The organism is Streptomyces sp. NPDC005141 (assembly GCF_053599975.1).
Genome location: NZ_JBSFYW010000035.1, coordinates 19,114 through 43,833, shown reverse-complemented (window position 1 = coordinate 43,833; position 24,720 = coordinate 19,114). Strand labels below are relative to the sequence as shown.

Here is a 24,720-nt window from a genome sequence, read left to right as displayed (position 1 = left end):
CCTCTCGCTCGCCTCGCCCAGCAGAAACGGAAGCACTCCGTACGCTTCCTTCCAGCGCGGCTGCCCACCCGCAGTTCCATGAAACACGGATTCCCACAGGAAGAAACGACTGTCTACGGTCGAAAATGCTTCAAGAGGGGTCTCTTTCGGTCGCGTACGGTCTGTTGTGGTCGGGTCCGGGGGTGGAAGCGCCGCGCTTCTACCATCCATGGCCGGTCCAGGGGCGCACATTGGCGCAAAGGGGCGTGCGCTGTCGGACGTGCCGACTACATTCAGGACAGCAGTTGCACACAGTCTGGACAGCGGCACCGCATGGCTGGACAGCGACAGGGGACACGGCCGGACACACGGACGGGCGCCGGGCACTACCAGGGGTGAGGGGGCCGCATGGCGAAGCAGGACGCACCGCCCCGCTGGGACCGCAAGATGCAGCAGCGGCTCTCACGCGGGGAGGCGGCCGCGCTCGGTGAGCTCTACGACCGGTTCGCCTCGCTGGTGCACGGCCTCGCCCATCGCGTGCTCGGAGACGAGCGGGCCGCCGACGGGATCACCCGCGAGGTCTTCGCGCACGTCTGGGAGAACCCCGACGCCTACGACCCCAAGCAGGGCCCCCTGCGCTCCTGGGTCGCCGCACTGACCCACCGTCTCGCCGTGCAGCGCCTGCGCGCCACCGAGACCGCGGCGCTCGCCCAGGGCGGCCACGGCACCACCGAGGAGCTGGAGCGCAAGGTGCTCAGCGCGTCCGTAGCCGCCCGCGCGGATTACATCGTCACCTCCATGCCCACCCCGCTGCGGACCGCCCTGGAGCTCGCGTACTTCCAGCGCCGCGACTACCGCCAGGCCGCCGCCGATCTCGGCGTCACCGAGGACGAGGCCCGCCGCCGGCTCCGCCTCGGCCTGCAGCTCCTGTCCACCGCCCACGACACCGGACCCGCCGGCGCCCCGCCGGAATACGGGGGTGCGCGGTGACCGAAGGAAATGACCGGTTCGAGTCGTTCGACGACGAGGACGGGCACGCGGACGGGCACGAGAACGCCCGGGACTCCTTGGACTCCCAGGCGTCCCGGAACCCCGGTCGCCCGGGGAGCGGCGGCGACGCCGAACCGGAGCCTGGCGGGCCCCCACGCATACCGCCGCCGCGCACCTCCGTCGAGGACACCGGACTGACGCTGCCCGAACCGGCCGCCGCGCCCGGCCCGGCTCCGCTCGTCCTCGAACACCGGGTCCTGAAGTCGCTGCTCGGCGCCTGGGCGCTGGCCGCCTGCTCGGCGGACGAGACGACGGCCGTCGAGGAACACCTCGGGCACTGCGGCTCGTGCGCGGACGAGGCGCTGCGGCTGCGCGAGGCGGTAGGCCTGCTGCATCCCGCGGAGAGCCTGGATCTGGACCCGACGCTGCGCACGCGCGTCCTGACGAGCTGCCTCGGCCGGCGCCCGCCGCGCATCCCGGTACCCGACTGGGCCGCTCCGTACGACGCCGAGACCGCCCGGCTCGACGCCCTGCTCCAGGACATCGGCGGTTCCGAGTGGCACGCGCCCGTGCGGCTGCGGTGGTTCGAGGGCGACGGGCCCACGAGCCGCCGTACGACGGTCGCCGGGGTCATCGCCCATCTGCTGACCGTCGACGGACTGGTCGCCGTCGCGCTGGGCCTGGACGACCCGCTCGGCGGCGGCACCGGCGCCGAGCGCCCGACGCCGCAGGAGCGCACCGAGGCGTACTGGCGGGCGTCGAACGTCCCGCCCACCCGGTCCGTGCGCGGACCCTGGCGGGAGCAGAGCCACACCATCGTCCGGACGGTGTCGTTCGTGGAGGGAGGGGCCTCCCACGCCCGCGCGGTCGAGCGCGGGGCGGGCTCCGCGCTGCTCACCGTGGCGTACGGCGGCTTCGAACTGCCGCTCAGCGACTCGCTGCTGGACCGGGCCTTCGAGTGCTGGGTGCACGCGGGGGACATCGCCGACGCGGTGGACTACCCGTACGAGCCGCCCGCTCCCCGGCACCTCCACCGGATGATCGACCTGGCCGCGCGGATGCTGCCCGTGTCGCTCGCCGAGCGGCGCCGGGCGGGGCTGTCCGCCCCGTCGGCACGGCATCTCGTCACGGCGGGCGCTCCGGGGCGCAGCCTGCGCCTCGAGATCGAGGGCTCCGGCGGCGGCGAGTGGCTCATCCCGCTCGACTCGCCCGGCGCCGTCGGCTCCGCCGAGCGCGAGGTGGCCCATGTCGCGCTGGACGGGGTGGAATTCTGCCGCCTGGCCGCGGGCCATGTGTCCCCGGAGGAGGCCGCCGCCGGACAGGACGGCGACCGCGAGGCCATCAGGGACGTGCTGTTCGCGGCGGCGTCGCTGAGCCGGATGTAGCCGGGCGCGGGGGTCAAGCCGCGGACCATGCGTCCGGCCACCGCCCCACCGCACCCGGCCGACGCCGACGCGCCGTCAGGCTGGCACGACGGTACGGCGGTGCGCAGGAGCGGCCCGCGCACCGGCGCCCGCCCTTACGCCCTTACGCCCTTACGCCCTTACGCCCTTACGCGAAAACGACCGTCCGGCGGCCGTTCAGCAGGATGCGGCGCTCCGCGTGCCACTTCACCGCGCGGGCCAGGGCCTGGCACTCCACGTCACGGCCGATGGCGACCAGCTGGTCGGGGGTGACGTCGTGGCCGACCCTCTCGACCTCCTGCTCGATGATCGGGCCCTCGTCGAGGTCGGCGGTGACGTAGTGCGCGGTGGCGCCGATGAGCTTGACCCCGCGGGTGTGCGCCTGGTGGTAGGGCTTCGCGCCCTTGAAGCTCGGCAGGAAGGAGTGATGGATGTTGATGATGCGGCCGCTGAGCTGCTTGCAGAGGTCGTCGGAGAGGACCTGCATGTAGCGGGCGAGGACGACCAGCTCGACGTCCTTCTCGCGCACCAGCTCCAGCAGCTGCGCCTCGGCATCGGCCTTGTTGTCCTTCGTCACCGCGATGTGGTGGAAGGGAAGGTCGTACGACCCCACGAGCTCCGCGAAGTCCGTGTGGTTGGAGACCACGGCGGCGATCTCGACGGGCAGAGCGCCGATCCGCGCGCGGAAGAGCAGGTCGTTCAGGCAGTGGCCGAACTTGCTGACCATGAGGACGATCCGCATCCGGTCCTCGGCCCGGTGGATCTGCCAGTCCATGTGAAAGGCGTCACCGATGGCCGTGAAGCTCGCGCGCAGCTTCTCCACCGTCACCGGCGACTCGGCCGAGAAGTGGACGCGCATGAAGAACAGACCCGTGTCGTGGTCGCCGAACTGCTGACTGTCCTCGATGTTGCAGCCGGTCATGAACAAGTAGCTCGACACGGCGTGCACGATGCCCTGCTTGTCGGGGCACGAGAGGGTCAGGACGTACTGCTCGGAGGCGGGGGCGGCCCCGCGGACGGACGGCTCATTCATGCGGGACAGGGTCCCATACCAGGTGCCCGGAGCGGACTGTCGTCCCGCCACGCGGACGCCCCGCGGACACCCGCCGACCGTCTCACGGACGTCCCCCGGTCAGCACCGGACCGGCACCGGAGGATGCCGGACCGACCGACGGACCCGACCGCCAGGCCGACCGCCAGGCCGACCGCCAGGCCGACCGCCAGGCCGACCGCCAGGCCGACCGCTAGGCCGACCGCGTCATGATGCGCAGGATCTCGAGCGTGCGCGGAGGCACGTCCGGGTCCTCACCGTCGCTCGCCGCCAGCCGTACGTGCGCGGCGCGCGCGGCCTGCAAGGCCTCCGGCCACGCCTGGTGGTCGAGATAGGCGGAGACGGGCGCGTCGGGCCCGACCTGGTGCATGATCCGCAGCACCCGCAGGACGGCGCTGTCCACGAGGACCGCCTCCTGGGAGTCGCGGAAGATCGTGCCGACGTACTTCTCGGCCGACCAGTTGTCCAGCCAGGTGTCCTCGACCAGGCGGTACACGGCGTCGGTGACGTCCCCGTACCCGTCGACACCGGCGAGCCAGACGTCTCGTTGGAAGGCGGGGTCGGAAAGCATGTGCAGCGCGGAGCGCACATTGCTGCGCCAGCGCCACCACGGCATGTCGTTCAGTGGCATGCCGCCCATGGTGGATGAGCGACGGCCGCGACGGGAAGAGTTCTCCGAACCTTGCACGGTCACCGATCGTACGTTCCCTGCGAACAGCAGTTCATCGGCCCCCGCAATTCACCTCTACGTCACCTCATGTCGACCAAGAGTCACACAAGGGTTCTCGGTGTGGGGGAATCGTGCCTGTCCATGACCGGTAGGCGACGTACTCGCACCACCTCCCCCGTTCCGCCCCGGCCCTTAAAGGCCACGCTGCTGTACGCGAGCGCGCTGGTGGCGTGCGCGTCGGTCGCCGTCGGGTGCGGGGCCATCCCTGGTGCCACGGGGGGCTCCGGGGATGGCCCCGTCAAGGTGATGACCTGGGCGCCGGAGAAGACCAGCGCGACCAACAAGCCCGGAATGCCGGCGCTGGCGAAGGCCTACGCACGCTGGGTCAACGCCCATGGCGGCATCAACGGCCGCCGGCTCGAGGTCCTCACCTGCAACGACCACAACGAGTCGGTCTCGGCCGCGCACTGCGCCGAGCGGGCCGCCGACGAGAACGTCGTCGCGGTCGTCGGTTCCTACAGCCAGCACAGCAAATCGTTCCTCGCCCCGCTGGAAAGCGCGGGCATCCCCTACATAGGGGGTTACGGCGTCACCGACGACGAGTTCACCAGCCCCCTCTCCTACCCCGTCAACGGCGGCCAGCCGGCCCTGCTGGCCGGCCTCGGCGAGCAGCTCGGCAAGAACTGCGGCCCGGTCTCGCTCATCCGCCCCGACACCATCGCCGGTGACGAGCTCCCGGTGCTGCTCAACTCCGGCCTGAAGACGCAGGGACACACGCAGGCCGCGGACCAGCGCGCTGCCGAGGACGCCACCGAGTACTCCCGGCCGACGCAGCAGGCTCTCCGGCACGCGACCTCCGACACGGCCGTGCGGGGCTGTGTGGTCCCCGCGCTCGGCGACCGCACGAACACCTTCATGGACTCGTTCCGGCGCGACAGCGCGGACTTCCCGAAGGTGCGCACCGGTACCGTCATCGGCAGCGTCGACCAGTCGCAGATCGACGCCACCGGCGGCCGGTCGGGGCCCTACGAGGGCTCGTACGTCACCGGCTGGTACCCGGCGGCGAGCGACCCGCGCTGGGACCAGATGCGCAAGGTGATCAAGGAGCAGGCCTTCGGCGACAACCGGATCGTTCCGGACGACGCCGGGGTGCAGACCACCTGGATCGCCTACACCGTGCTGAAGAAGGTCATCGAGTCCATCGGCGCGGGCGAGGTCTCGTCGCTCACCATCCGGCGCACGCTCGACAACGGCCTGAAGGTGGGCACCGGCGGGCTCACGCCGACGCTGAGCTGGCGCTTCGAGGACATGATCGCGGCCGTCGGCTTCCCGCGCCTCATCAACTCCGACGTCACCTTCCAGGTCGTACGCAATGGTCAACTGACGTCGGCACGGAGCGGGTTCGTCAATATGTCGAAGACGCTGGAGTACGCGGACTAGGGCTGGACCAGGGCGTGTCCGCGAAGTCCCGTCGTCCGCCCTGGGGGCTCCGCTCCGGACGGATGCCGTCCACGGCCGGGGCGGCTCCCGCCCCGGCCGCCCAGGGTCGGGACGGCCGGTCTCCCGGGCCGGTCAGAGCTGGGTGCGGGCCCGCTGCGTCAGGCCGTACTTGGAGGCGATGGAGTTCCAGAGCCTCGCGGCCTTCTCCTTCTCGGTGGAGGCCGTACCGCTGGCCTGGCCGGCCGCCAGGGTCTGCCCGGTGGTGCGGGCGTGGCCCTTGCGGCAGCCCTTCTTGCCCTTGACCTGATCGGCCCAGGCCGCGTAGTGGTTGTCGGCCGCCGCGGAGGCCTTCCAGCCGTTGGTGAGCGCCGTGGACAGCTCGGCGTTGTTCGGCAGCTTGTCGACCGCGAGCGCGGAGAGCCGGGTCACCAGCTCGCCCCGCTGCTTGGCCGCGTCCCGCAGATCACCGGCCGCCTGGTCGAGGTTGTTGCACACCTTCACGTCGGCCACCGCGTTGATCACCGCTTCACGGCTGTCGCTGCTGTCGGCGAGGAGCTTGTCCAGCTCGACGGCCTGCGCCTTCGCCGGATCGGCGGCGGGTGCCGACGAGCCCTGCGTGGCGGGCGCCGTCGCGGACACCGTCTTGCCGGTGTCGTCCTTGCTGTCGTCGCCTCCGCCGCCGCCGCTGAGCGCGGCTCCGGCGCCGATGCCGAGCACGATGATGCCGATGCCGACGGCCGCGATCACCGGGACGCGTGAACGGCTGCGGCCACCGCCGCCCGCTCCGTCGCCGTCGGACGCGCCGCCGCGCCGTGCGGCGGCCCGGCCACCGGGTGCGCCGGGCGCGGACTGCGCGCCGTACGTGTCGTGCGGGGCCTGCGGTGCGGACGCGTCGATGCGCGGCAGCATCTGCGTCGACCCGGGCACCTCCGGTTCACTGCGGAAGAGGTTGTCGAACTCCGCCGGGGGCTGCCGCTCCTCCGGCGCGCCGGAGGGTATCCCGTAGGGCCCGGCCGACTGCGCGGGCACGGGAGCGATGTACTGCGTGGCGTCGGCGTCCGAACCGGCGGCGGGCGGCATGGATCCGGCACCGGGGCCGCCCTGCGGCCTCCGCCCGAGGAACTGCGTCGCGTCGGCCTGGACCTCCGGCGGCAGCGCGCCCGGTCCCACCGGCGGTATGTACTGGGTGGCGCCCTCGTCCGGCGCGGCGGCGACGGGCGGTATGAACTGCGTCGCCCCTTCGTCACCACCCGGGGCGGCCGGAATATACGGAATGTACTGGGTCGCCCCGTCTTCGCCGCCGGGCGGAAGCGGCATGGACTGTCCGGCGTCCCGGCCCTGCTGCCGGTGCTGCCCGTGCTGTCCTTGCTGCCCCTGGACCCCGTAGCCGTCGTAGCCGTCGTAGCCGGCCGCCGTCTGCGAGCCGTGCGCCCCCGGCGCGTAGCCGTTCTGCGCGCCGTACGACGACGCCTGCGCGGCCTCGGGCGGCAGCGGTCCGGCGCCGGACGCCTGCGGCTGGGCGAAGCCCTGCGCCTGCTGGGCACCGTGCGGGTCCGAAGCCGGCCAGCCCTGGGACCCGGAGGACGCGGAGGCGCCCCACTCCGGGGTGGAGGGCGTCGGCGGGGACTGCTCGGCGGCGCCCCACGCCTGGGTGCCGTTCAGTGGCGCTCCCCAGCCGTCACCGGGCTGCGGAGCCGGAGAGGCCGCCTGGTCGGGGCCCCACGGCGTGCCCCAGGCCTGACCACCCGCCGGGGTGGCGCGGTCACCCGTCGTACCCGGCAGCAGCGGCTCGCTGCCGTCGGAAGGCAGCACGATGCCTTCGCGCGCGGGCCGCGCCGAGGGCTCCTCGCCCTGTCCACTCTGCGTCACCGGGACTCCTACGAATGGGGGACCTTCGGAATCGTCGGCTCACGCTACCGGGTTCCCACAACCCGGTGCCACGCAGCACGGGACCCGACCCCCGCACCCTGTGACACGGGTAACGAAACCGCCCCCGAATGCGCTGTATCTCACTTCCTCCGCTCACAGCGCTCTCGTTTTCCCGGCGTTCACGCCGGTACAGGCCATATGTTCATGTGCGCGGCGGCAGGGAGCGTGAGAAAAATGATCACACCCGCACCCGGCGGACAGCTCCCGCGAAGTCCCGCGCCGAACTCCCCGCGCCGGAGCGCGCGCGCCGCGGTTCCCGTGGGGCGCACGCGGTGTGCGCCCCCACCGGGCCACGCACCGGTCCGTCCACGCCGGGACGCGGAATCTCAACCCGCGTGCCCCACCCGTACGTTCACGCCGCCGCCTGCAACTCCATGCGCGCCCCGAACTCCCGCACCACCGCCTCGTCCCGGAACGGTTCCAGGCGCTGCTGCAGGTCCTCCAGATACTCGGCACCCCGGTTGGAGCGGAGCGTGCCGAGCAGTTCGACGGCGCGCAGACCCGTGTTGCAGGCCTGCTCCACCTCGCGCTGCTGGACCTGTGCCGTGGCCAGCAGGACGTAGCCGATGGCGCGGCGGCGGGCACGCGACTCGGGATGACCGGCGAGGGACTCCTCGGCGCACCGCGCGGCGGCCTCGGCCTGGCCGAGGTCCCGGTGGCAGTGGGCCAACTCGTCTGCCAGATAGGCCTCGTCGAAGTGCGCGATCCACGCCGGGTCGTCCCCGGAGGCCGCGTCGGCACCCTCCAGAGCGGTCACGGCCCGCCCGGACGCCACCTGCGCGGCACGTGCGTCGCCCAGCAGCGCGTGCCCGCGCGCCTCGGCCGCGTGGAACATCGACTCCGCTCGCGGTGTCACCCGCCCGCGTGCCCCCTCCTGTGCCGCGCGCGCCAACTGCGCGATCTCGCGCGGGTTGCCGAGCTGGGCGGCCAGGTGGCTCATGGACGCGGCGAGGACGTAGCCGCCGTAACCGCGGTCCCCGGCCGCCTGGGCGAGCCGCAGCGCCTGGATGTAGTAGCGCTGGGCGAGCCCGGGTTGACCCGTGTCGATGGCCATGTAGCCGGCGAGTTCCGTCAACCGGGACACGGCGGCGAACAGTTCGCGACCGACCGCCTCCCGGTAGGAGCCGGCGAGCAGCCCCGAGACCACGCTGTTGAGGTAGTGCACGACGACCGGGCGCACATGCCCGCTGCCGTATTGGTGGTCGAGCTCGACGAGGGCCTGGGTCATCGCGCGGACCGCCGCCACGTCCGAGAGCCCGACGCGCGGGCCCGCCGAGCGGGCGACCTGCGAGTCCGGCGCCGAGATCAGCCAGTCGCGGCTCGGCTCGACCAGCGCGGAGGCGGCGACGGACGACCCGGACAGGAAGTCCCGCCGCCCCACGTCGCTGCGCCACAGCTCGCAGACCTGCTCGATCGCGCCCAGTATGGTCGGCGAGAACTGCAGACCCACGCCGGACGCGAGGTTCTTGCCGTTGGCCATGCCGATCTCGTCGATCGTGACCGTCCGGCCGAGCTTGCGGCCGAGCGCCTCGGCGATGATCGCCGGAGCCCGTCCACGCGGCTGCTGGCCGCGCAGCCAGCGCGCCACGGACGTCTTGTCGTAGCGCAGATCGAGTCCGTGTTCCGCGCCGCACATGTTGACCCGGCGGGCCAGCCCGGCGTTCGAGCAGCCCGCTTCCTGGATGAGTGCCTGCAGTCGTTCGTTCGGCTGCCTGGCGATGAGTGGCCTTGCGGCCATGGCGTACCCCCTGTGGCTGCGGTGCCTGCCCACGCACCGAGTTGACGTGTCTTCACCGGCCGCCCCGTCGAAGGAAGCCGGCCAGGAAGATCAATGCCCCGCAGACATACCGAAGATGCGAGACATGTGAGGATTGCCGGGGTAAGGGCGGTTGCCCGACCCCACCCCTGATTACCCACTACCGGCTGCCGTTCCCCCTGCGCGCCCCCACACGTGCATCCATGCGCCCCAGGCACGGAATCGATGCCCCTCCCCCGCGCGTGTGTCCCCCGTAACCCGAGGTGGACCCGGGAGTTGAGATTCCCGTGGACGAGACCATCGCAGGCACCGAGACCGCGCAGATCCCCCAGCAGCGTGGCGAATCGCTGCAGGAAACCGCCGTGCGCTATGCCGAGGAACGCCACTGGGACGTGTTCCCCGGCGCTTGGCTGGAAGCAGCCGACGGGGTGCAGCGCTGCTCCTGCGGAGAGCCGGCCTGTGCCGTACCCGGAGCGCATCCGATGCGCGAGGACTGGGCGACCCAGGCGACGGGCAGTGCGACCGTCGCGCGCCGGCTCTGGTCGAAGCAGCCGACGGCGTCGGTCCTGCTGCCCACGGGGCGTACGTTCGACGCGATCGACGTACCCGAGACGGCCGGGTTCCTGGCCCTCGCCCGCATGGAGCGGATGGAGCTCACCCTCGGGCCGGTGACCTGCACACCGGACCGGCGCATGCACTTCTTCGTACTTCCCGGCGCCGCCGCGAAGGTCCCCGATCTCGTACGGAAGCTGGGCTGGCCGCCGGCCTCGCTCGACCTGGTCGCGCTCGGCGAGGGAGCCTATGTGGCCGCGCCGCCCACCCGGTTCGGCTCCCGGGGTGCGGTGCAGTGGGCCTGCCGGCCGACGCCCGCGAACCGCTGGCTGCCGGACGCGGAGGAGCTGATCTCGCCGCTGGCCTACGCCTGCGGACGGGATCGCTGACGGCGCGATCCGCGCCGCCGGAGCGATGGTCCGGCGGCCGCGGTCCGTCGTGGCTGGTCGCGCGGTTCTCCACACCCCCGGGCCGGCCCGTCGGCCCTTAGGGTGCCTACATGAGCGAGGGAGCGAAGGACGACGGCGTGCCCGCCGTACGCGTGCGAGGGCTCTGGAAGCGGTTCGGGGAACAGGTCGCCGTCGCCGGGGTCGATCTGGAGCTGCCCGCGGGCCGGTTCATCGGACTCGTCGGTCCGAACGGAGCCGGCAAGACCACCACCCTGTCGATGGTCACCGGGCTGCTCAGGCCCGATCAGGGAACCGTCGAGGTGGTCGGCCACGACGTGTGGCGCGACCCGGTGGAGGTGAAGGCGCGGATCGGCGTGCTGCCCGAGGGACTCCGGCTCTTCGAGCGGCTCTCCGGGCGGGAACTGCTCGCGTACACCGGCCGGTTGCGCGGCCTGCCCGGTGCCGAGGTCGACAAGCGCGCCACCCAGCTCCTCGACGTCCTCGACCTCGCGGGCGCGCAGCACAAACTCGTCGTCGACTACTCGACCGGCATGCGCAAGAAGATCGGTCTGGCCTGCGCCCTCCTCCACAACCCCGAAGTCCTCTTCCTCGACGAGCCGTTCGAGGGTGTCGACCCGGTCTCCGCGCAGATCATCCGCGGTGTCCTGGAGCGGTACACCGCTTCCGGCGCCACCGTCGTCTTCTCCTCCCATGTGATGGAACTGGTCGAGTCGCTGTGCGACTGGGTCGCCGTCATGGCCGCCGGGCGGATCCGCGCGCACGGCCCGCTCGCGGAGGTGCGCGGCGGCGCGCCCTCGCTCCAGCAGGCCTTCCTGGAGCTGGTCGGCGCGCACGGCCGCGGCACCGCGGCCGATCTGGACTGGCTGGGCGGCGGGGCTCCCCGGTGAGCGCCCCCGCCAGCGTCTCCGCCGCGTCGATCACGCCCGTCGTCGTCCGTCTGAAGCTGTCGCTCCTGCGCAACGGGCTGCGGCAGTCCGCCGGGCGGCGGGCCGCCTACATCGTCTCCCTGGTGCTCGTCCTGCTGGTCGCCGCGCTCCAGCTGATCGGGCTGATCGCGCTGCGCGGCAACGCGCACGCCACCACCGTCGCCGTGGCGCTCGTGACGGTGATGGCGCTCGGCTGGGCCGTGATGCCGCTGTTCTTCCCCGGTGGCGACGAGACGCTCGATCCGACGCGTCTGGTGATGCTGCCGCTGCGGCCGCAACCGCTCGTCCGGGCGCTGCTGGCCGCCTCGCTGGTCGGAATCGGGCCGCTCTTCACCCTCTGCCTGCTGGTCGGCTCGGTGATCTCGGTCGCCCACGGGGCGGCGGCGTACGTGACGGCGGCCGTCGCCCTCGTGCTCGCCCTGCTGGTCTGTGTGGCCCTCGCGCGGGCCGTCGCGGCGGCCAACATCCGGCTGCTGTCCAGCCGCAAGGGCCGCGATCTGGCGGTCCTCAGCGGACTGGTCGTCGCGGTCGGCGTGCAACTGGTCAACTTCGGCGCGCAGCGCCTCGGTTCGGCGGGCGGGCTGTCCACGCTGGACCCGGCGGCGGACGTCCTGCGCTGGGTGCCGCCCGCGTCGGCGATCGGCGCGGTGGACTCGGTGAGCGACGGATCGTACGGCAGCGGGATCGCCCAACTCGCGCTGTGCGCGGCCGCCCTGGCGGGGTTGCTGAGTCTCTGGTCCCGCCATCTGACACGGCTGATGACCTCGCCCGACGGGTCCACGCTCCAGGCGGCGGAGCCCGTCGCGCGGGACCGGGGTCCGTCGGGGATCGGACGGCTGCTGCCGGCCGGGCGCACCGGCACGGTCATGGAGCGCAGCCTGCGGTACGTGTGGCGCGATCCGAAGACCAAGGCGGCGTGGGTGACCTCGCTGGCCATCGGGCTGATCGTGCCGGTGTTCAACGCCCTTCAGGGGACCGGCACGGTCTACTTCGCCTGCTTCGCGGCGGGGATGCTCGGGATCCAGATGTACAACCAGTTCGGGCAGGACACGTCCGCGTTCTGGATGGTCGCGATGACGATCTCCTCGACCCGCGACGCGTACGTCGAACTGCGCGGGCGTGCGCTGGCCCTGCTGGTCATCACCCTGCCGTACGCGACGCTCGTGACCGTCCTGACGACCTCGCTGCTCGGTGCCTGGCGGCAGCTGCCCGAGGTGCTCGGCCTGTCCTTCGCGCTGCTCGGCGCGATGCTGGCGACCGGCGCCTGGTCCTCGGCCCGCTTTCCGTACTCCATCCCTCAGGAGGGCTACAAGAACGTGGCCCCCGGTCAGGCCGGCCTCGCCTGGATCTCCATCTTCGGCGGCATGGTCTCGGCCGCTCTGCTGGCCGCCCCCGTCATCGCCCTCACGATCTGGCTGAACGTGAGCGCGGACGGGGACCGGTGGAGCTGGCTGCTGCTGCCCGTGGGGGCCGTCTACGGGGCGCTGATCACGCTGCTCGGGCTCCGGCTGGCGGCGCCCCGGACGGCCCGGCGCCTGCCGGAGATCCTGGCGGCGGTCAGCAAGGGGTGAGCGTGCGCCGGGCGGCGCCGGCCGGTACACGCGCCGGCGCCCGCTCCGGCGGTCCCGACAGCTGGGGACCGGGGCCGGACAGGTCCTAGACGGTGAGTACGCCGTCGAGGAACGGCTCGATCGCGGCGCGCCATGCCTCCGGCTGGTCGTAGTGCACCAGATGGCCGGCGTCGGCGACCTCCGCGTACTGGCCGCGCGGCAGGACCCGGACCATCTCCTGGGACTCGGCCCGGCCGAGCTCGCCGTCGAGGCCCCGTACCACCAGCGCGGGGCACCGGACCTGGGCGAGCTCCTCCCAGTGGGCGTCGTACACCCATGTCTGGCGGGACTTGAGCATCTGTTCCGGATCGAAGACCGGGCGCCAGCCGTCGGGGCACTCGTGCATCACCTCGGCGTAGAACTCGCCGCGGGAGGGGTTGCGGCGCTCCACCCAGGGGTCGTCCTCGCCGAACCACTTCCGTACGTCGGCGAGCGTGGCGAAGGGCACGGGCCAGGCCTTGAACCAGTCCTCCCACTCGCGCTGCGAGGCGGCACCCAGTGCCGAGGCCCGCATGTCGCAGATGATCAGGGCGCGGACGAGATCGGGGCGCTTGGCGGCGAGCTGCCAGCCGGTCAGGGCGCCCATCGCATGGCCGATGAGGACGGCCGGTCCGAGGCCGAGCTGGTCGAGGGCGGCTTCGGCGTCCTCGACGTAGGCCTCACGCGTGTACTCGGCCTCCGGGCCCTTGTCGCTCTGGCCGTGGCCCCGCTGGTCGAGGGCGATGGCGCGGTGCCGCTCGGAGAGCCAGCGGGCGGTGGACGCCCAGTGCGAGGCACGGCCCATGAGGCCGTGCAGTAACAGCACGCCGGGCGCCTCGGAGGCCCTCGGCTGATCGTTCTTGGGAGGATCGGCGAACTCCCAGGCAGCGAGGCGTACGCCGCCCGCTCCCGTCACGTCGATGCGCCGCACCATCGGTAATGGCACCCCCCTAGCTCGCTCGGACCCGTCCGTTCCCGCTCGATCCGGCCGGTCCACTCGTACCGCTTCCTGCCGCTGCTCCTGCTGCTCGGTGTCCGAATGTGTACTCCCGCCACACCGTCACGTTATCGAATGGGGTTTCGAGAATGGCCTTTCTGGCCGCAACACCCCTCGTTCGAGTGACCACCCGCGAGGATTGACCGCCGCCGCCGCGGGGAGATCTTCAGCGGGAGGCGGACCGCTCGGGGAAACCGGTCCGAGGGGAATGACCTTGAGAGCTCGGGGCTCCGGGTCAGCACAGGGGAGGACAGGCCCCGGCGCCGGACGGCGCCGGGGCCCTCTCCACATCTGCGGCACATCCTTACGCCCCCTCCCCGACCGCACACCATCGCTCTCGGACACGGTCAAGAGCCCTCAGGTCATATGCCTCACGCGACAGCCTCGCACGCAAATGGTCCCGCCGCTGCGATTCCGCACACTGAATCTTGGTTTCGGCCAGGTCGCGAAAACATCACAACTACCCCTACAGCCACAGCAGTTGACACACCCCGGGGTGCACCGGAAGGCATGCGCCCCACGGTGTCCGGCGTGCGCCCGGGCGTCGACGTAGAGGTCAGCGGCTGCCGGCCCCTCCGTCGACGCCCGGGAGCTGCCCCTCGCGGGCACCGGAAGCATGGGCGGGGAAACGGCCGATATCCGGAACCGTGGATACCGGGAGCGTGGCCGGCCGAGGCGCGGGCGCGGGCAGTGCTCGCACCCGCTCCGGGGACCGGGGGCTCGGGCGCGGAAGGCGTGGGTGCCGGAGAGCCGGTACGCCCGCCGACGGCGTCAACGCTTGGCGACGAACACATGGGAGGCAACGTCGGCCTCCAGCTCCGCGGCCTCGCCGCCGCTGCCCACGAGGACCCCGCCCGCCGACTCGGTCACGCTGACCACGGAGCCGGGCTGCACGCCCGCCCGCCGCAGCGTGTACATCAGCTGCGCGTCGGTCTGAATCGGCTCACCGATCCGCCGTACGACCACGGTCTTGCCGTCCAGACCCGGGTCGAGCTCGGCCAGCGACACCATGCCCTCGTCCAGGAACGGGTCGGCACCGTCCTTCTCGCCCAGCTCCTCCAGGCCCGGGATCGGGTTCCCGTACGGCGACTCGGTCGGGTGGCGCAGCAGCTCCAGCACGCGCCGCTCCACCGCCTCGCTCATCACGTGCTCCCAGCGGCACGCCTCCGCGTGCACCTGCTCCCACTCCAGACCGATCACGTCGACGAGGAGACACTCCGCGAGGCGGTGCTTGCGCATGACGCGTGTGGCCAGCCGCCGTCCCTCGTCGGTGAACTCCAGATGCCGGTCGCTGGCGACCGCCACCAGACCGTCGCGCTCCATCCGCGCCACCGTCTGGCTCACCGTCGGGCCGCTCTGGTCGAGCCGCTCCGCGATCCGGGCGCGCATGGGGACAACGCCTTCCTCCTCCAGCTCGAGGATGGTGCGGAGATACATCTCCGTGGTGTCGATCAGTCCGGACATTCGTGCCCCTCGATTAGCTCTGCCGGAGACTCGATGGTCCACCGGCGTGTGCGCTGGCCCTGAACTCAATTCTGACGCATAGCACTGACAACCGTGCCTCGCCGTCCGAACCGCATGCTGCCGAGTGCCCGGAAACCGTGCGGACACGGGCCCCGGTCGGCCCGCACAGGCCCCGGTGACGGTGGCCGGGACCGCCCCCGAAGGTCGTGGACAGCGCCCGTGGGTCGTATTGACAGGGCAGTGGTCCAGACCGCAACGTGATCCGCGACACGAGGGGAGTACGGCCGCACCGGGGAACCGGTTCAGCCGCCCACCCGCCCCGTGCCGACCCCGACGCCGACGAGACGTCCAAGCGACGAGACTTCTAAGGGGCTTCGCCGATGAGCGACAGCAAGCTGGCCGGGCAGTTCTTCGACGCCGCGATCGGCCTGCTGCGGCAGGTGCGGGACGAGGACGCCGGGGAGATCGGGGCGGCCGGGACCCTGATCGCCGACACCGTCACCGACGGCGGCCGGCTCTTCGCCTTCGGCGCCGGGCACTCCTCGCTCGCCGCGCAGGACATCGTCTACCGCGCGGGCGGCCTCGCCCTGATGAATCTGCTCGTCGTGCCGGGAGTCGTGGGCGTCGACGTCATGCCCGCGACGCTGGGCTCCGCCCTGGAGCGGGTCGACGGTCTGGCGAGCGCGGTCCTCGACTCCAGCCCGCTCCGTTCGGGCGACCTGCTGGTGATCATCTCGCTCTCCGGCCGCAACGCGCTCCCGGTGGAAATGGCCATGAACGCCCGTGCCCTGGGCGTGAAGGTCATCGGCGTCACCTCCGTCGCCTACGCCACCGAGACGACGTCCCGGCACGTGTCGGGCACCTACCTCAAGGACCACTGCGACCTCGTCCTCGACTCGAGGATCCCGGTCGGCGACGCGGAACTCACCGTGGACTCCATCGAGGCGCCCTTCGCCCCCGCCTCGACCGTCGTCACCTCGGCCCTCCTGCAGGCCGTCATGGCCACCGCCGCGGGCGCCCTCGCGGACCGCGGCATCGAACCGCCCCTGCTCCGTTCGGGCAACGTCGACGGCGGCCACGAGTGGAACGGTCGGGTCATGACGGAGTACGGGGACCGGATCTTCTACCGCCACTGAGGGGACGTCCGGGCGTGCGCCGAGAGGTCCGCCCCCGGCGGGCGGGCCCGGGAAGGGATGAGGGCGCGGGAAGATCGCGCCCCGGAGGCGGCGTCAGGGCCGTCCCGTCAGTTCCTCCAGGTCCAGCGCCATCGCGATCCGTACGGCCACGTCCTCCGCGTACATCGCGTCCGTCCGCTCGAAACGGCTGCGCCCCGCGCTCCGCAGGAACGTCACGACCCCCAGCGTCCGCCCGCGGCTGCGCAGCACCGCGCACAGGGCGTGCACGGAGTCGCGCGGCCACTGGCGGGCGAGAGCCCACTCGCGCGCCTGCTCGGCGTCGGCGGCGCCCGCGTCGGCCCGCACCGACCCGGCGCGTTCCACGCACTGCAGCGCGGGGTGCCCCTCGGCGTAGCGCACGGGCAGCCCGGCCTTGCCGGTGAGGATGCTCGGTCCGGGTGCCCCGGCGGGTGTGGCGACGGTCCGGACGAGGCGCACGGGCCCCTCCCCGTCCGCGAGCCGGCCCCCGGTCACGCGGTCGACCAGGGCGTGGTCGGCGAAGCCCGCGAGGGCGAAGTCGAGGTGGACGGTGGCGGCCTCGCCCGGGTCCTCGCACTCCGCCGCGGCCCGCGCCGCGCGGTGCAGCTGATTGGCGCGGAAGCGCAGCGTCGCCGCCTCCTGCTCGGTCTGCTTGGCCTCGGTCACGTCCTGGAAGAGCCAGCCGACACCCAGGGGTACGGGTTCCTCCGCGAGCGGCGAGGCGAGCCGCAGGAAGCCACTGCGCCAGCACCGGCGCTTCTCGCCCTCCGGCGTGCGCACGCTCACCCACAGCTCCGCGGGTGCGGGCGGCGCGCCCTCGGCCAGTACGTGGGTGAAGGCGCTCTCCAGTTCCTCGACGCCCTGGGCGAGCAGTTCCCCCAGGGGGCGGCCGAGAACGGAGGTGCGTCCGGTCCCGAGGGCCTGGGCGGCGTGCGCGTTGACCACGGCGGGCCGCAGGTCGGCGTCGACCAGCACCACGCCCCAGCTGGCGTCCTCGAACAGCGCCTCGCTCAGGGCTATGGACCGTTCGAGGTCGATCTGGGCGTGCACCTCGCTGAAGGCGCAGTACACCCCGGCGGGCTTGCCGTCCGGGCCGCGGACGGCGGCGGACTGGGTGCGGACGAGCACGCGGCCGCCGTCCTTGGTCAGGAGCGCGAACTCGTGCACCTGGCGGCCGGGGGCCTCCGTTGCGGACATCAGCCGGGCCTCGACCTCTTCGGCGTCCGCGGTCCGCACGGCCCAGCCGGCGAAGCCGTGCCGCCCCACCGCCTCGGCCGCCGTCCACCCGAGAATGCGCTCGGCCTCGCGGTTCCAGTGCGTCACGGCCCCGTCGGCGTCGAAGGCGCACAGGGCCGCGTCCATGCCGTCCAGCAGCGCGGCAAGCAGATCGGAACCATCCCGCTCGGGCTCGTCCGGCCCGAGCTCGTCGGTGGTCCCACTACGCCGGGAAGCACTCACCTGGACCCCCTGCAGGCTGCGTCCGTGTGTACGGCGCGACAGTTCGCTCACTCGTCACCATTCAACTCGAACGTGACCCAGCCCACACCTCGTTCCCCGAAGATTGGACGAAATCGTTGTACGCCGGATTTTCGCCCCGTCCGTCCCAGGAGCACACGTCCCGCACCCCTCCATAAATCGCTTGAGGCTCCCCGGATGTCTTCCTAGAGTGCTGCCCACGTAGGAGAGGAGGTGTTTCGGCTCATGACGGAAACCCGGACATACGAGGTGACTGCGGGCTAGCGGCCCGTTGTCGGACTCGGTTCGGCGCCGGACCAGCATGTGTGGTGTGCATGCAGCCGGCCCAATCCAACGCAGTCACCCGACCCGCGAGCTCGCCGGTGCGTCCGGCCGGCTCCTCCGCCGCACGGCGGAGGGACCCGAGCTCGCGGGTCGTCTGCGTTTCTCCACGGACGCGCCTCCGGCGGGGCGGGCGCCGGGGCCCGGGCGGGCGTTCATCCGGGGTGACCCGGGTCACGGATGGATCGCGTGGGCGGCAGTACGCTGTGTCCATGCCTCCGATGCTCGTTCGACGCCGCCACGTGGATTTCGTGCGCGTCACGAGCATGGGCTGTCGGCGCTCTGCCTGACCGGCCCCCTTCGCACCGCTTCTCTCCTCCACCTGGCACCCGTGGCCCCCGCCCCACCCCCGGCGGCCGCCCGGGCACCCGTACACCCCGCGGACGCATCTCATGACGACGAACACGTCTTCCACGCCTGCCCCGAGCGGGCAGCGGTTCCCCTTGTACCAGCAGCTTCCGATCATCGATCTCTCCGCGGCCGACCGCGGCCCCCAGGCGCGCGCGCTGCTGCACGCGCAGTTGCACAGCGCCGCCCATGACGTGGGGTTCTTCCAGCTCACCGGGCACGGGGTGAGCGAGGCCGAGACCGGCGCGCTGCTGCGGGCCATGCACCGGTTCTTCGCGCTCCCCGAGGCCGACCGGCTGGCCATCGACAACATCGGCTCGCCGCACTTCCGCGGGTACACGCGGACGGGCGACGAGCGGACCGGCGGCAGCCGCGACTGGCGGGACCAGCTCGACATAGGGGCCGAGAGGGTCGCGCGGACACCCGGTCCCGGCGAGCCCGCGTACTGGTGGCTGGAGGGGCCGAACCAGTGGCCCGCCGCGCTGCCGGAGCTGCGGACGGCCACGCTGGCCTGGATCGAGCGGCTGAGCGCGGTCGCGGCGCGGCTGCTGCGTGAGCTGCTGACCGCCATCGGGGCTCCGGCCGCCTTCTACGACCCCGTCTTCGGCGAGCGGGCCCACCCGCATCTGAAGCTGGTGCGGTATCCGGGGAGCGCGGGCGACGGCGCCGACCAGGGCGTGGGAGCGCACAAGGACTACGGATTCCTGACGCTGCTGCTCCAGGATCAGGTCGGCGGGCTGCAGGTGCAGCGCGAGGACGGCCGCTTCCACGACGTGCCACCGCTGCCGGGCGCCTTCGTGGTCAACCTGGGCGAACTCCTGGAGGTCGCCACCAACGGGTACCTCGTGGCGACCAATCACCGGGTGGTGAGCCCGGCCGGGGCCACCGAGCGGTTCTCGGTGCCGTTCTTCTACAACCCCCGCCTCGACGCCCGGGTCGAGCCGCTGCCGTTCCCGCACGCCTCCGCAGCGCCCGGCGTCACCGACGATCCGTCGAATCCGCTCTTCGCCGAGTACGGCTTCAACGAGCTGAAGGGCAAGCTGCGGGCGCACCCGCTGGTCGCCGCCCGTCATCACGCGGAGCTGCTCACTCCCGCGTGATGACCGGCGTACGGGGGTCAGCGGGCGATGTCCCCGTATCCCTCGATCTCCTGGGGGCTCCGCGAGCCGGGGCCCACGTAGTGCGCGGAGGGACGCACGAGGCGGCCCGTGCGCTTCTGCTCCAGGATGTGCGCCGACCAGCCCGCGGTACGGGCGCACGTGAACATGGACGTGAACATGTGGGCCGGAACCTCGGCGAAGTCGAGGACGATGGCCGCCCAGAATTCGACGTTCGTCGCCAGGACACGGTCCGGGCGGCGGGCGTGGAGCTCGGCGAGGGCGGCCTTCTCCAGGGCCTCGGCGATCTCGAAGCGGGGGGCGCCGAGCTCGCGCGCGGTGCGGCGCAGCACCCGCGCGCGCGGGTCCTCGGCGCGGTACACGCGGTGACCGAAGCCCATCAGGCGTTCGCCCTTGTCGAGGGCGTGCCGGACGTAGGCGTCGGCGTCCCCGGTGCGCTCGATCTCCTCGATCATGCCGAGGACGCGGGAGGGGGCGCCGCCGTGCAGCGGACCCGACATGGCTCCCACGGCGCCGGAGAGCGCGGCGGCGACGTCGGCGCCCGTCGAGGCGATCACGCGCGCGGTGAAGGTGGAGGCGTTCATGCCGTGCTCGGCGGCGGAGGTCCAGTAGGCGTCGACGGCGGCGACATGCTTGGGGTCGGGCTCGCCCCGCCAGCGGATCATGAACCGTTCGACGACGGAGTGGGCCTTGTCGATCTCGTTCTGCGGGACCATCGGCAGACCCTGTCCGCGGGCGGACTGCGCGACGTACGACAGAGCCATGACGGCGGCGCGGGCGAGGTCCTCGCGGGCCTGCTGCTCGTCGATGTCGAGGAGGGGTTTGAGGCCCCACACGGGGGCGAGCATGGCGAGCGCGGACTGCACGTCGACGCGGATGTCACCGGAGTGGACGGGGATCGGGAACGGCTCGGCGGGCGGCAGGCCGGGATTGAAGGCGCCGTCGACGAGGAGTCCCCAGACATTCCCGAAGGAGACATGGCCGACGAGGTCCTCGATGTCGACGCCCCGGTACCGGAGGGCGCCGCCCTCCTTGTCCGGTTCGGCGATCTCCGTCTCGAACGCGACGACTCCTTCGAGTCCGGGTACGAAGTCGGACATCAGGCGGCTCCTCGTGATGTGTACGACAAATGATGTTGTGGGATCTTCGTGACCCCTGTGCCCTTGCTGGGGTGACGGTCGACGATTGTGCGGTGCGCGAGCCGGTTTCACGGTCGTTTTACGAAGGCTCTCGAAAGATCTTCGAAAGTTCTCCGCCGACTCGCGGTCCGAAGCGGTCACTCCGGTGATGCCCCGTGCAGCCGGTCATCCAACCGGAACAGCAGCAGCACGATATCTCCGAGTGCCACCATTGGGGAGAGTACGCGGCACTGAGTGCCACGGCGTGACGAAGGACACCCGCCCGCGGGAGCGGGCCCGGATACGGCAGGATGACCCGCGTGAACGATCGTTTCCCGGACGAATCCGTGACCGAACCCCTCATCCGGCGCGCGGCCGAGGCCGCCGAGGCCGCGGACGAGGAGATCGCCGCCGACCCCGCCGCCATGCGGGCGCACTACCGCGCCGAGGGCCTCGACGAGGACGATCTCGCCGCACACCCCATGGACCAGTTCTCCCGCTGGTTCAAGCAGGCGGCGCAGGCCGCGGTGCACGGCTTCGTGCACGAGCCGAACGCGATGGTCGTCTCCACGGCCGACGCCGAGGGCCGGCCCAGCTCGCGCACGGTGCTGCTCAAGCAGTACGACGAGCAGGGCTTCGTCTTCTACACCAACTACGACTCGCGCAAGGCCCTCGAGCTGGCCCGGAACCCGTACATCTCGCTGCTCTTCCCGTGGCACCCGATGGCCCGGCAGGTCATCGTCACCGGGACGGCGCGGCGCACCGGCCGGGACGAGACCGCCGCGTACTTCCGCACCCGTCCGCACGGCTCCCAGCTCGGCGCCTGGGCGAGCACGCAGTCCACGGTCATCTCCTCGCGCACCGAACTGGACGCCTCGTACGCGGAGTTGAGCGAGCGCTATCCGGAGGGCGAGCAGGTGCCGGTGCCGCCGCACTGGGGAGGCTTCCGGATCGCCCCGCAGACGGTCGAGTTCTGGCAGGGCCGCGAGAACCGCCTCCACGACCGGCTCCGCTACGCGGCCGAGCCGGACGGCAGCTGGCGGATCGAGCGGCTCAGCCCCTGACCTGCGAGCGGTGCCGGCCCCGGCCACCGCTCGCCCCGGGCGTCCGGCCCCCGGCACGCTCAGCCCAGCGCCTCCTCCACGATCGCGCCCCACTGCGCCACGACCCGCTCCCGGCGCGCCGCGTCATCGGTGAGCAGGTTCGCGAGGCCGAGGCCGCGCGCCATGTCGAGCAGTCCCTGCACCGTCTCGCGCACTCCGGGGCGGGACTCGTCCGCGCCCAGCAGGTCCACCGCGATGCGGTGGCTCTCGCGGCCGACACGGGCCTCGAGCTCGGTCACCCGCGAGCGGAGCTGGTCCTCGTTGGAGGCCGCGACCCACAGGTGGAGTGCCGCGCGGAACAGCGGCCCGGTGTAGAGGCCGACGAGGGCGGTGACGACGACACGCCGGTCGGCGGGGCCGTCGGGGAAGAGGGCGCGCAGGGCGGTGGAGCGTTCCTCGGCGACGTACTCGACCGCCGCCGTGAAGAGGTCCTCGCGGGTGGGGAAGTGGTGCTGGGCGGCGCCCCGCGAGACACCGGCGCGCTCGGCGACGACGGAGACCGTGGAGCCCGCCCAGCCGTGTTCGGCGAGACAGGCCACGGCGGCGGCCAGCAGCCGCTGCCGGGTGGCCCGGCTGCGGTCCTGTTTGGGGACGTGCGGAGTACGTGCCGCGTGCTCCGTCGCGCTCACACCACCCATGCGGGATCCCGTCGTTCGAGGAAGGCCGTCATCCCCTCGCGGGCCTGCGCGGAGGAGAACAGCCGGGCCGAGAGCGCGGTCAGGTCCGCCGCGTCCCGGTCGAAGGCCTCCAGCACCTTAGCCGTGAGCAGTGCCTTCGTCTCGGCGAGGCCTTGCGGGGACGACCGGCGCAGCCCGTCCAGAACGGGCGCGAGTACGGCGTCCACGTCCTCGCCGGCCGCCGTCAGAAGCCCGGTGCGGACCGCCTCGGCGGCGTCGAAGCGCTCGCCGGTGAGGTAGTAGCGGGCGAGCGCGCGCGGGTCGGCGCGCGGCAGCAGCGGGAGCGAGATGACGGCGGGCGCGACCCCGATGCGTACCTCCGTGAAGGCGAAGGTCGCCTCCCCGCCGGCCACCGCGATGTCGCAGGCCCCGAGCAGGCCGAGGCCGCCCGCCCGGACGTGCCCGGTAACCCGGGCCACGACGGGTCCGGGCAGCTCGACGATCTGCCGCAGCAGCCCGACGAAGGCGTCCGGGTTCGGCGGTTCGCGCAGGTCGGCGCCCGCGCAGAAGGTGTTCCCGGTGTGGGTCAGGACGACCGCGCGGGTCTCGTCGTCCTTGCCGCAGCGGGTGAGCGCGTCGGCCAGCTCGCCCACGAGGGTGGCCGACAGGGCGTTGCGGTTGGCCGGCGAGTCGAGCGTGAGGGTGGTGACGGCGCGTTCCCGCGCCGTCAGGACGACGGTCATGACAGGCCTCGCAGTTCCCGGCGCAGGATCTTCCCGGAGGCAGCCCTCGGGACCGCGTCGATGAAGGTGACGAGACGGACCCGCTTGTACGGGGCGACGCGCTCGGCGACGTGCATCATCACCTCTCCCTCGGACAGGCCGGCGGCGGAGGGCTGGCGCACCACGAAGGCGTGCGGGACTTCGTTGTGGTCCTCGTTGTAGGCCCCGATGACGGCGGCGTCGGCGATGCCGGGGTGGGTGAGCAGCAGTGCCTCCAGTTCGGCGGGGGCGACCTGGAACCCCTTGTACTTGATGAGTTCCTTGACCCGGTCCACGACGAACAGCCAGCCGCCCGCGTCCACGTGGCCGACGTCCCCGGTGTGCAGCCAGCCGTCCGGGTCGATCATCGCGGCGGTCGCGTCGGGGCGGCCCAGATAGCCCTTCATGACCTGGGGACCCCGGACGACGATCTCGCCGGGCTCTCCGACGCCCAGGTCCTTGCCGGGGTCGTCGAGGGAGACGATGCGCATCTCGGTGCCCGCCACGAGCTTGCCGACCGTCCCAGGGGGCGCGTCCTGGGCGTCCAGCGGGACGACGTGGGTGCCGGGCGACAGCTCCGTCATGCCGTACGCCTGGCCCACCGGCGGCAGCCCCAGCCGTGCCGAGCACGCGGCCGCGAGCGACGCGTCCAGGGGCGCGGCCGAGCAGATGATGTAGTGCAGGGACGACAGGTCGTACTCGGCGACCGCCGGATGCTTGGCGAGCGCGAGGACGATCGGCGGCGCCACGTACAGGCCGGTGATGCGGTGTTCCTGGATGGCGGCCAGGAACGTGTCGAGTTCGAAGCGGGGCAGGACGACGACGGTGGCGCCCTGCCTCAGGGGCGCGTTCATCAGAGCCGTCAGTCCGTAGATGTGGAAGAACGGCAGCACGGCGAGGATGCGGTCGCCCGGGCCCATCGGCATGGCCGGCGAGAGCTGCGCGAGATTGGTGGCTATGGAGCGGTGGGTGAGCATCACGCCCTTGGGGACACCGGTGGTGCCCGAGGAGTACGGGAGCGCCGCCACGTCCTCCACGGGGTCGATGTCGACCTGCGGTTCGGGCGCGGTGCCGCTCAGCAGGTCGACCAGCGAGCGGTGTCCGGATGCCTGGTCGCACACGAAGATCTCCCGTACGCCGCCCGCGAGTTCGGCGGCCTGCCGGGCCGTCTCCAGCAGGGGCGAGACGGTCACGATCCAGCGGGCCGAGGAGTCCCGAAGTTGTTTGGCGAACTCCTCGGCAGTGGCGAGCGGGTGCACCGTCGTGACCGACGCCCCCGCACGCGTGGCCCCGTAGAACACCGTCGGGAAGGCGATGGTGTTCGGGCTGTGCAGGGCCAGCACATCGCCCTTGCGCAGCCCCGCGTCGGCGAACGCGGCGGCCAGCCGCCGGTGGAACCGGTCGAGTTGGGCGTAGGTGAGCGTGGTGCCGTCGACGCCGTCGACGAGCGCGGGTGTGTCGCCGCGCTCGGCGGCGCGGCCCAGGACGGCGTCGTGGATGGGTTCCTCGACGGCCGGTACATCTGCGTACTCGCTGCGGAACACGGTT

20 protein-coding genes are annotated in these 24,720 nt (G+C 72.3%); 9 read left to right on the top strand and 11 right to left on the bottom strand.

What is annotated here, in order from left to right; translation table 11 throughout:
• The first annotated feature begins 387 nt into the window (after positions 1–387).
• Positions 388–969: a sigma-70 family RNA polymerase sigma factor gene (locus ACWD68_RS25350; RefSeq protein ID WP_451808738.1), complete on the top strand. Its 582-nt coding sequence runs from the start codon at positions 388–390 to the stop codon at positions 967–969.
• A 158-nt stretch (positions 970–1,127) separates the two neighbouring features.
• Positions 1,128–2,354 (top strand): zf-HC2 domain-containing protein, encoded by a 1,227-nt coding sequence (locus ACWD68_RS25345; RefSeq protein ID WP_451808778.1) that lies wholly within the window; start codon positions 1,128–1,130, stop codon positions 2,352–2,354.
• Between the two features lie 166 nt (positions 2,355–2,520).
• Here the strand turns inward: ACWD68_RS25345 and purU are convergent, their stop codons facing one another.
• Positions 2,521–3,405 (bottom strand): formyltetrahydrofolate deformylase, encoded by an 885-nt coding sequence (purU, locus tag ACWD68_RS25340; protein ID WP_451808737.1) that lies wholly within the window; start codon positions 3,403–3,405, stop codon positions 2,521–2,523.
• A 211-nt stretch (positions 3,406–3,616) separates the two neighbouring features.
• A complete protein-coding gene (locus tag ACWD68_RS25335) occupies positions 3,617–4,117 on the bottom strand; it encodes an SCO4402 family protein (RefSeq protein ID WP_451808736.1) in 501 nt (166 codons plus the stop codon).
• 117 nt (positions 4,118–4,234) lie between these two features.
• On the opposite strand from ACWD68_RS25335, the gene ACWD68_RS25330 reads away from it, so the two are divergent.
• Complete coding sequence (locus ACWD68_RS25330) at positions 4,235–5,533, top strand: ABC transporter substrate-binding protein (protein WP_451808735.1); 1,299 nt, start codon at positions 4,235–4,237, stop codon at positions 5,531–5,533.
• Positions 5,534–5,665: 132 nt separating this feature from the next.
• Here the strand turns inward: ACWD68_RS25330 and ACWD68_RS25325 are convergent, their stop codons facing one another.
• Positions 5,666–7,402, bottom strand: coding sequence for a hypothetical protein (locus ACWD68_RS25325; RefSeq protein ID WP_451808734.1), 1,737 nt, complete (start codon positions 7,400–7,402; stop codon positions 5,666–5,668).
• Positions 7,403–7,814: 412 nt separating this feature from the next.
• Positions 7,815–9,200, bottom strand: coding sequence for a transcriptional regulator (locus ACWD68_RS25320; protein WP_451808733.1), 1,386 nt, complete (start codon positions 9,198–9,200; stop codon positions 7,815–7,817).
• A gap of 305 nt (positions 9,201–9,505) precedes the next feature.
• Here ACWD68_RS25320 and ACWD68_RS25315 point away from each other — a divergent pair, with 305 nt between their 5' ends.
• The 3 genes from ACWD68_RS25315 to ACWD68_RS25305 all read left to right on the top strand — a co-directional run bounded on the left by ACWD68_RS25315 (position 9,506) and on the right by ACWD68_RS25305 (position 12,677).
• Positions 9,506–10,159, top strand: a complete 654-nt coding sequence (locus ACWD68_RS25315) for a bifunctional DNA primase/polymerase (protein ID WP_451808732.1) — start codon at positions 9,506–9,508, stop codon at positions 10,157–10,159.
• Between the two features lie 110 nt (positions 10,160–10,269).
• A complete protein-coding gene (locus ACWD68_RS25310) occupies positions 10,270–11,067 on the top strand; it encodes an ABC transporter ATP-binding protein (RefSeq protein ID WP_451808731.1) in 798 nt (265 codons plus the stop codon).
• Positions 11,064–12,677, top strand: a complete 1,614-nt coding sequence (locus ACWD68_RS25305) for a transporter (RefSeq protein ID WP_451808730.1) — start codon at positions 11,064–11,066, stop codon at positions 12,675–12,677. Before ACWD68_RS25310 ends, ACWD68_RS25305 begins: the two co-directional genes overlap by 4 nt.
• An 85-nt stretch (positions 12,678–12,762) precedes the next feature.
• On the opposite strand, the gene ACWD68_RS25300 is transcribed toward ACWD68_RS25305, so the two are convergent.
• Together ACWD68_RS25300 and ACWD68_RS25295 are read right to left on the bottom strand one after the other, a co-directional pair.
• Positions 12,763–13,629, bottom strand: a complete 867-nt coding sequence (locus ACWD68_RS25300; protein ID WP_451808729.1) for an alpha/beta fold hydrolase — start codon at positions 13,627–13,629, stop codon at positions 12,763–12,765.
• A gap of 834 nt (positions 13,630–14,463) precedes the next feature.
• Positions 14,464–15,156 carry a metal-dependent transcriptional regulator gene (locus ACWD68_RS25295; RefSeq protein WP_451808728.1) on the bottom strand — a complete coding sequence of 231 codons (693 nt, stop codon included), beginning with the start codon at positions 15,154–15,156 and terminating at the stop codon, positions 14,464–14,466.
• 380 nt (positions 15,157–15,536) lie between these two features.
• On the opposite strand from ACWD68_RS25295, the gene ACWD68_RS25290 reads away from it, so the two are divergent.
• Positions 15,537–16,292, top strand: coding sequence for an SIS domain-containing protein (locus ACWD68_RS25290; protein WP_451808727.1), 756 nt, complete (start codon positions 15,537–15,539; stop codon positions 16,290–16,292).
• Positions 16,293–16,385: 93 nt separating this feature from the next.
• Here ACWD68_RS25290 and ACWD68_RS25285 read toward each other — a convergent pair whose 3' ends face one another.
• Positions 16,386–17,768 (bottom strand): PAS domain-containing protein, encoded by a 1,383-nt coding sequence (locus tag ACWD68_RS25285; protein WP_451808726.1) that lies wholly within the window; start codon positions 17,766–17,768, stop codon positions 16,386–16,388.
• Between the two features lie 731 nt (positions 17,769–18,499).
• Here ACWD68_RS25285 and ACWD68_RS25280 point away from each other — a divergent pair.
• Positions 18,500–19,555, top strand: a complete 1,056-nt coding sequence (locus ACWD68_RS25280; protein WP_451808725.1) for an isopenicillin N synthase family dioxygenase — start codon at positions 18,500–18,502, stop codon at positions 19,553–19,555.
• A 17-nt stretch (positions 19,556–19,572) separates the two neighbouring features.
• Here the strand turns inward: ACWD68_RS25280 and ACWD68_RS25275 are convergent, their stop codons facing one another.
• A complete protein-coding gene (locus ACWD68_RS25275) occupies positions 19,573–20,673 on the bottom strand; it encodes a citrate synthase 2 (RefSeq protein ID WP_451808724.1) in 1,101 nt (366 codons plus the stop codon).
• Between the two features lie 443 nt (positions 20,674–21,116).
• Here ACWD68_RS25275 and pdxH point away from each other — a divergent pair, with 443 nt between their 5' ends.
• A complete protein-coding gene (pdxH, locus tag ACWD68_RS25270; protein ID WP_451808777.1) occupies positions 21,117–21,755 on the top strand; it encodes a pyridoxamine 5'-phosphate oxidase in 639 nt (212 codons plus the stop codon).
• A gap of 59 nt (positions 21,756–21,814) precedes the next feature.
• Here pdxH and ACWD68_RS25265 read toward each other — a convergent pair whose 3' ends face one another.
• Genes ACWD68_RS25265 through ACWD68_RS25255 form a run of 3 tightly spaced genes read right to left on the bottom strand, consistent with a single transcriptional unit; the run spans position 21,815 to position 24,716 of the window.
• Entirely contained in the window at positions 21,815–22,432 is a 618-nt protein-coding gene (locus tag ACWD68_RS25265; protein WP_266759901.1) for a TetR/AcrR family transcriptional regulator, read from the bottom strand.
• Complete coding sequence (locus tag ACWD68_RS25260) at positions 22,420–23,154, bottom strand: enoyl-CoA hydratase family protein (RefSeq protein ID WP_451808723.1); 735 nt, start codon at positions 23,152–23,154, stop codon at positions 22,420–22,422. The genes ACWD68_RS25265 and ACWD68_RS25260 overlap by 13 nt, the downstream gene beginning before the upstream one ends.
• A complete protein-coding gene (locus ACWD68_RS25255) occupies positions 23,151–24,716 on the bottom strand; it encodes a 4-coumarate--CoA ligase family protein (RefSeq protein WP_451808722.1) in 1,566 nt (521 codons plus the stop codon). The genes ACWD68_RS25260 and ACWD68_RS25255 overlap by 4 nt, the downstream gene beginning before the upstream one ends.
• Between the last annotated feature and the right edge of the window lie 4 nt (positions 24,717–24,720).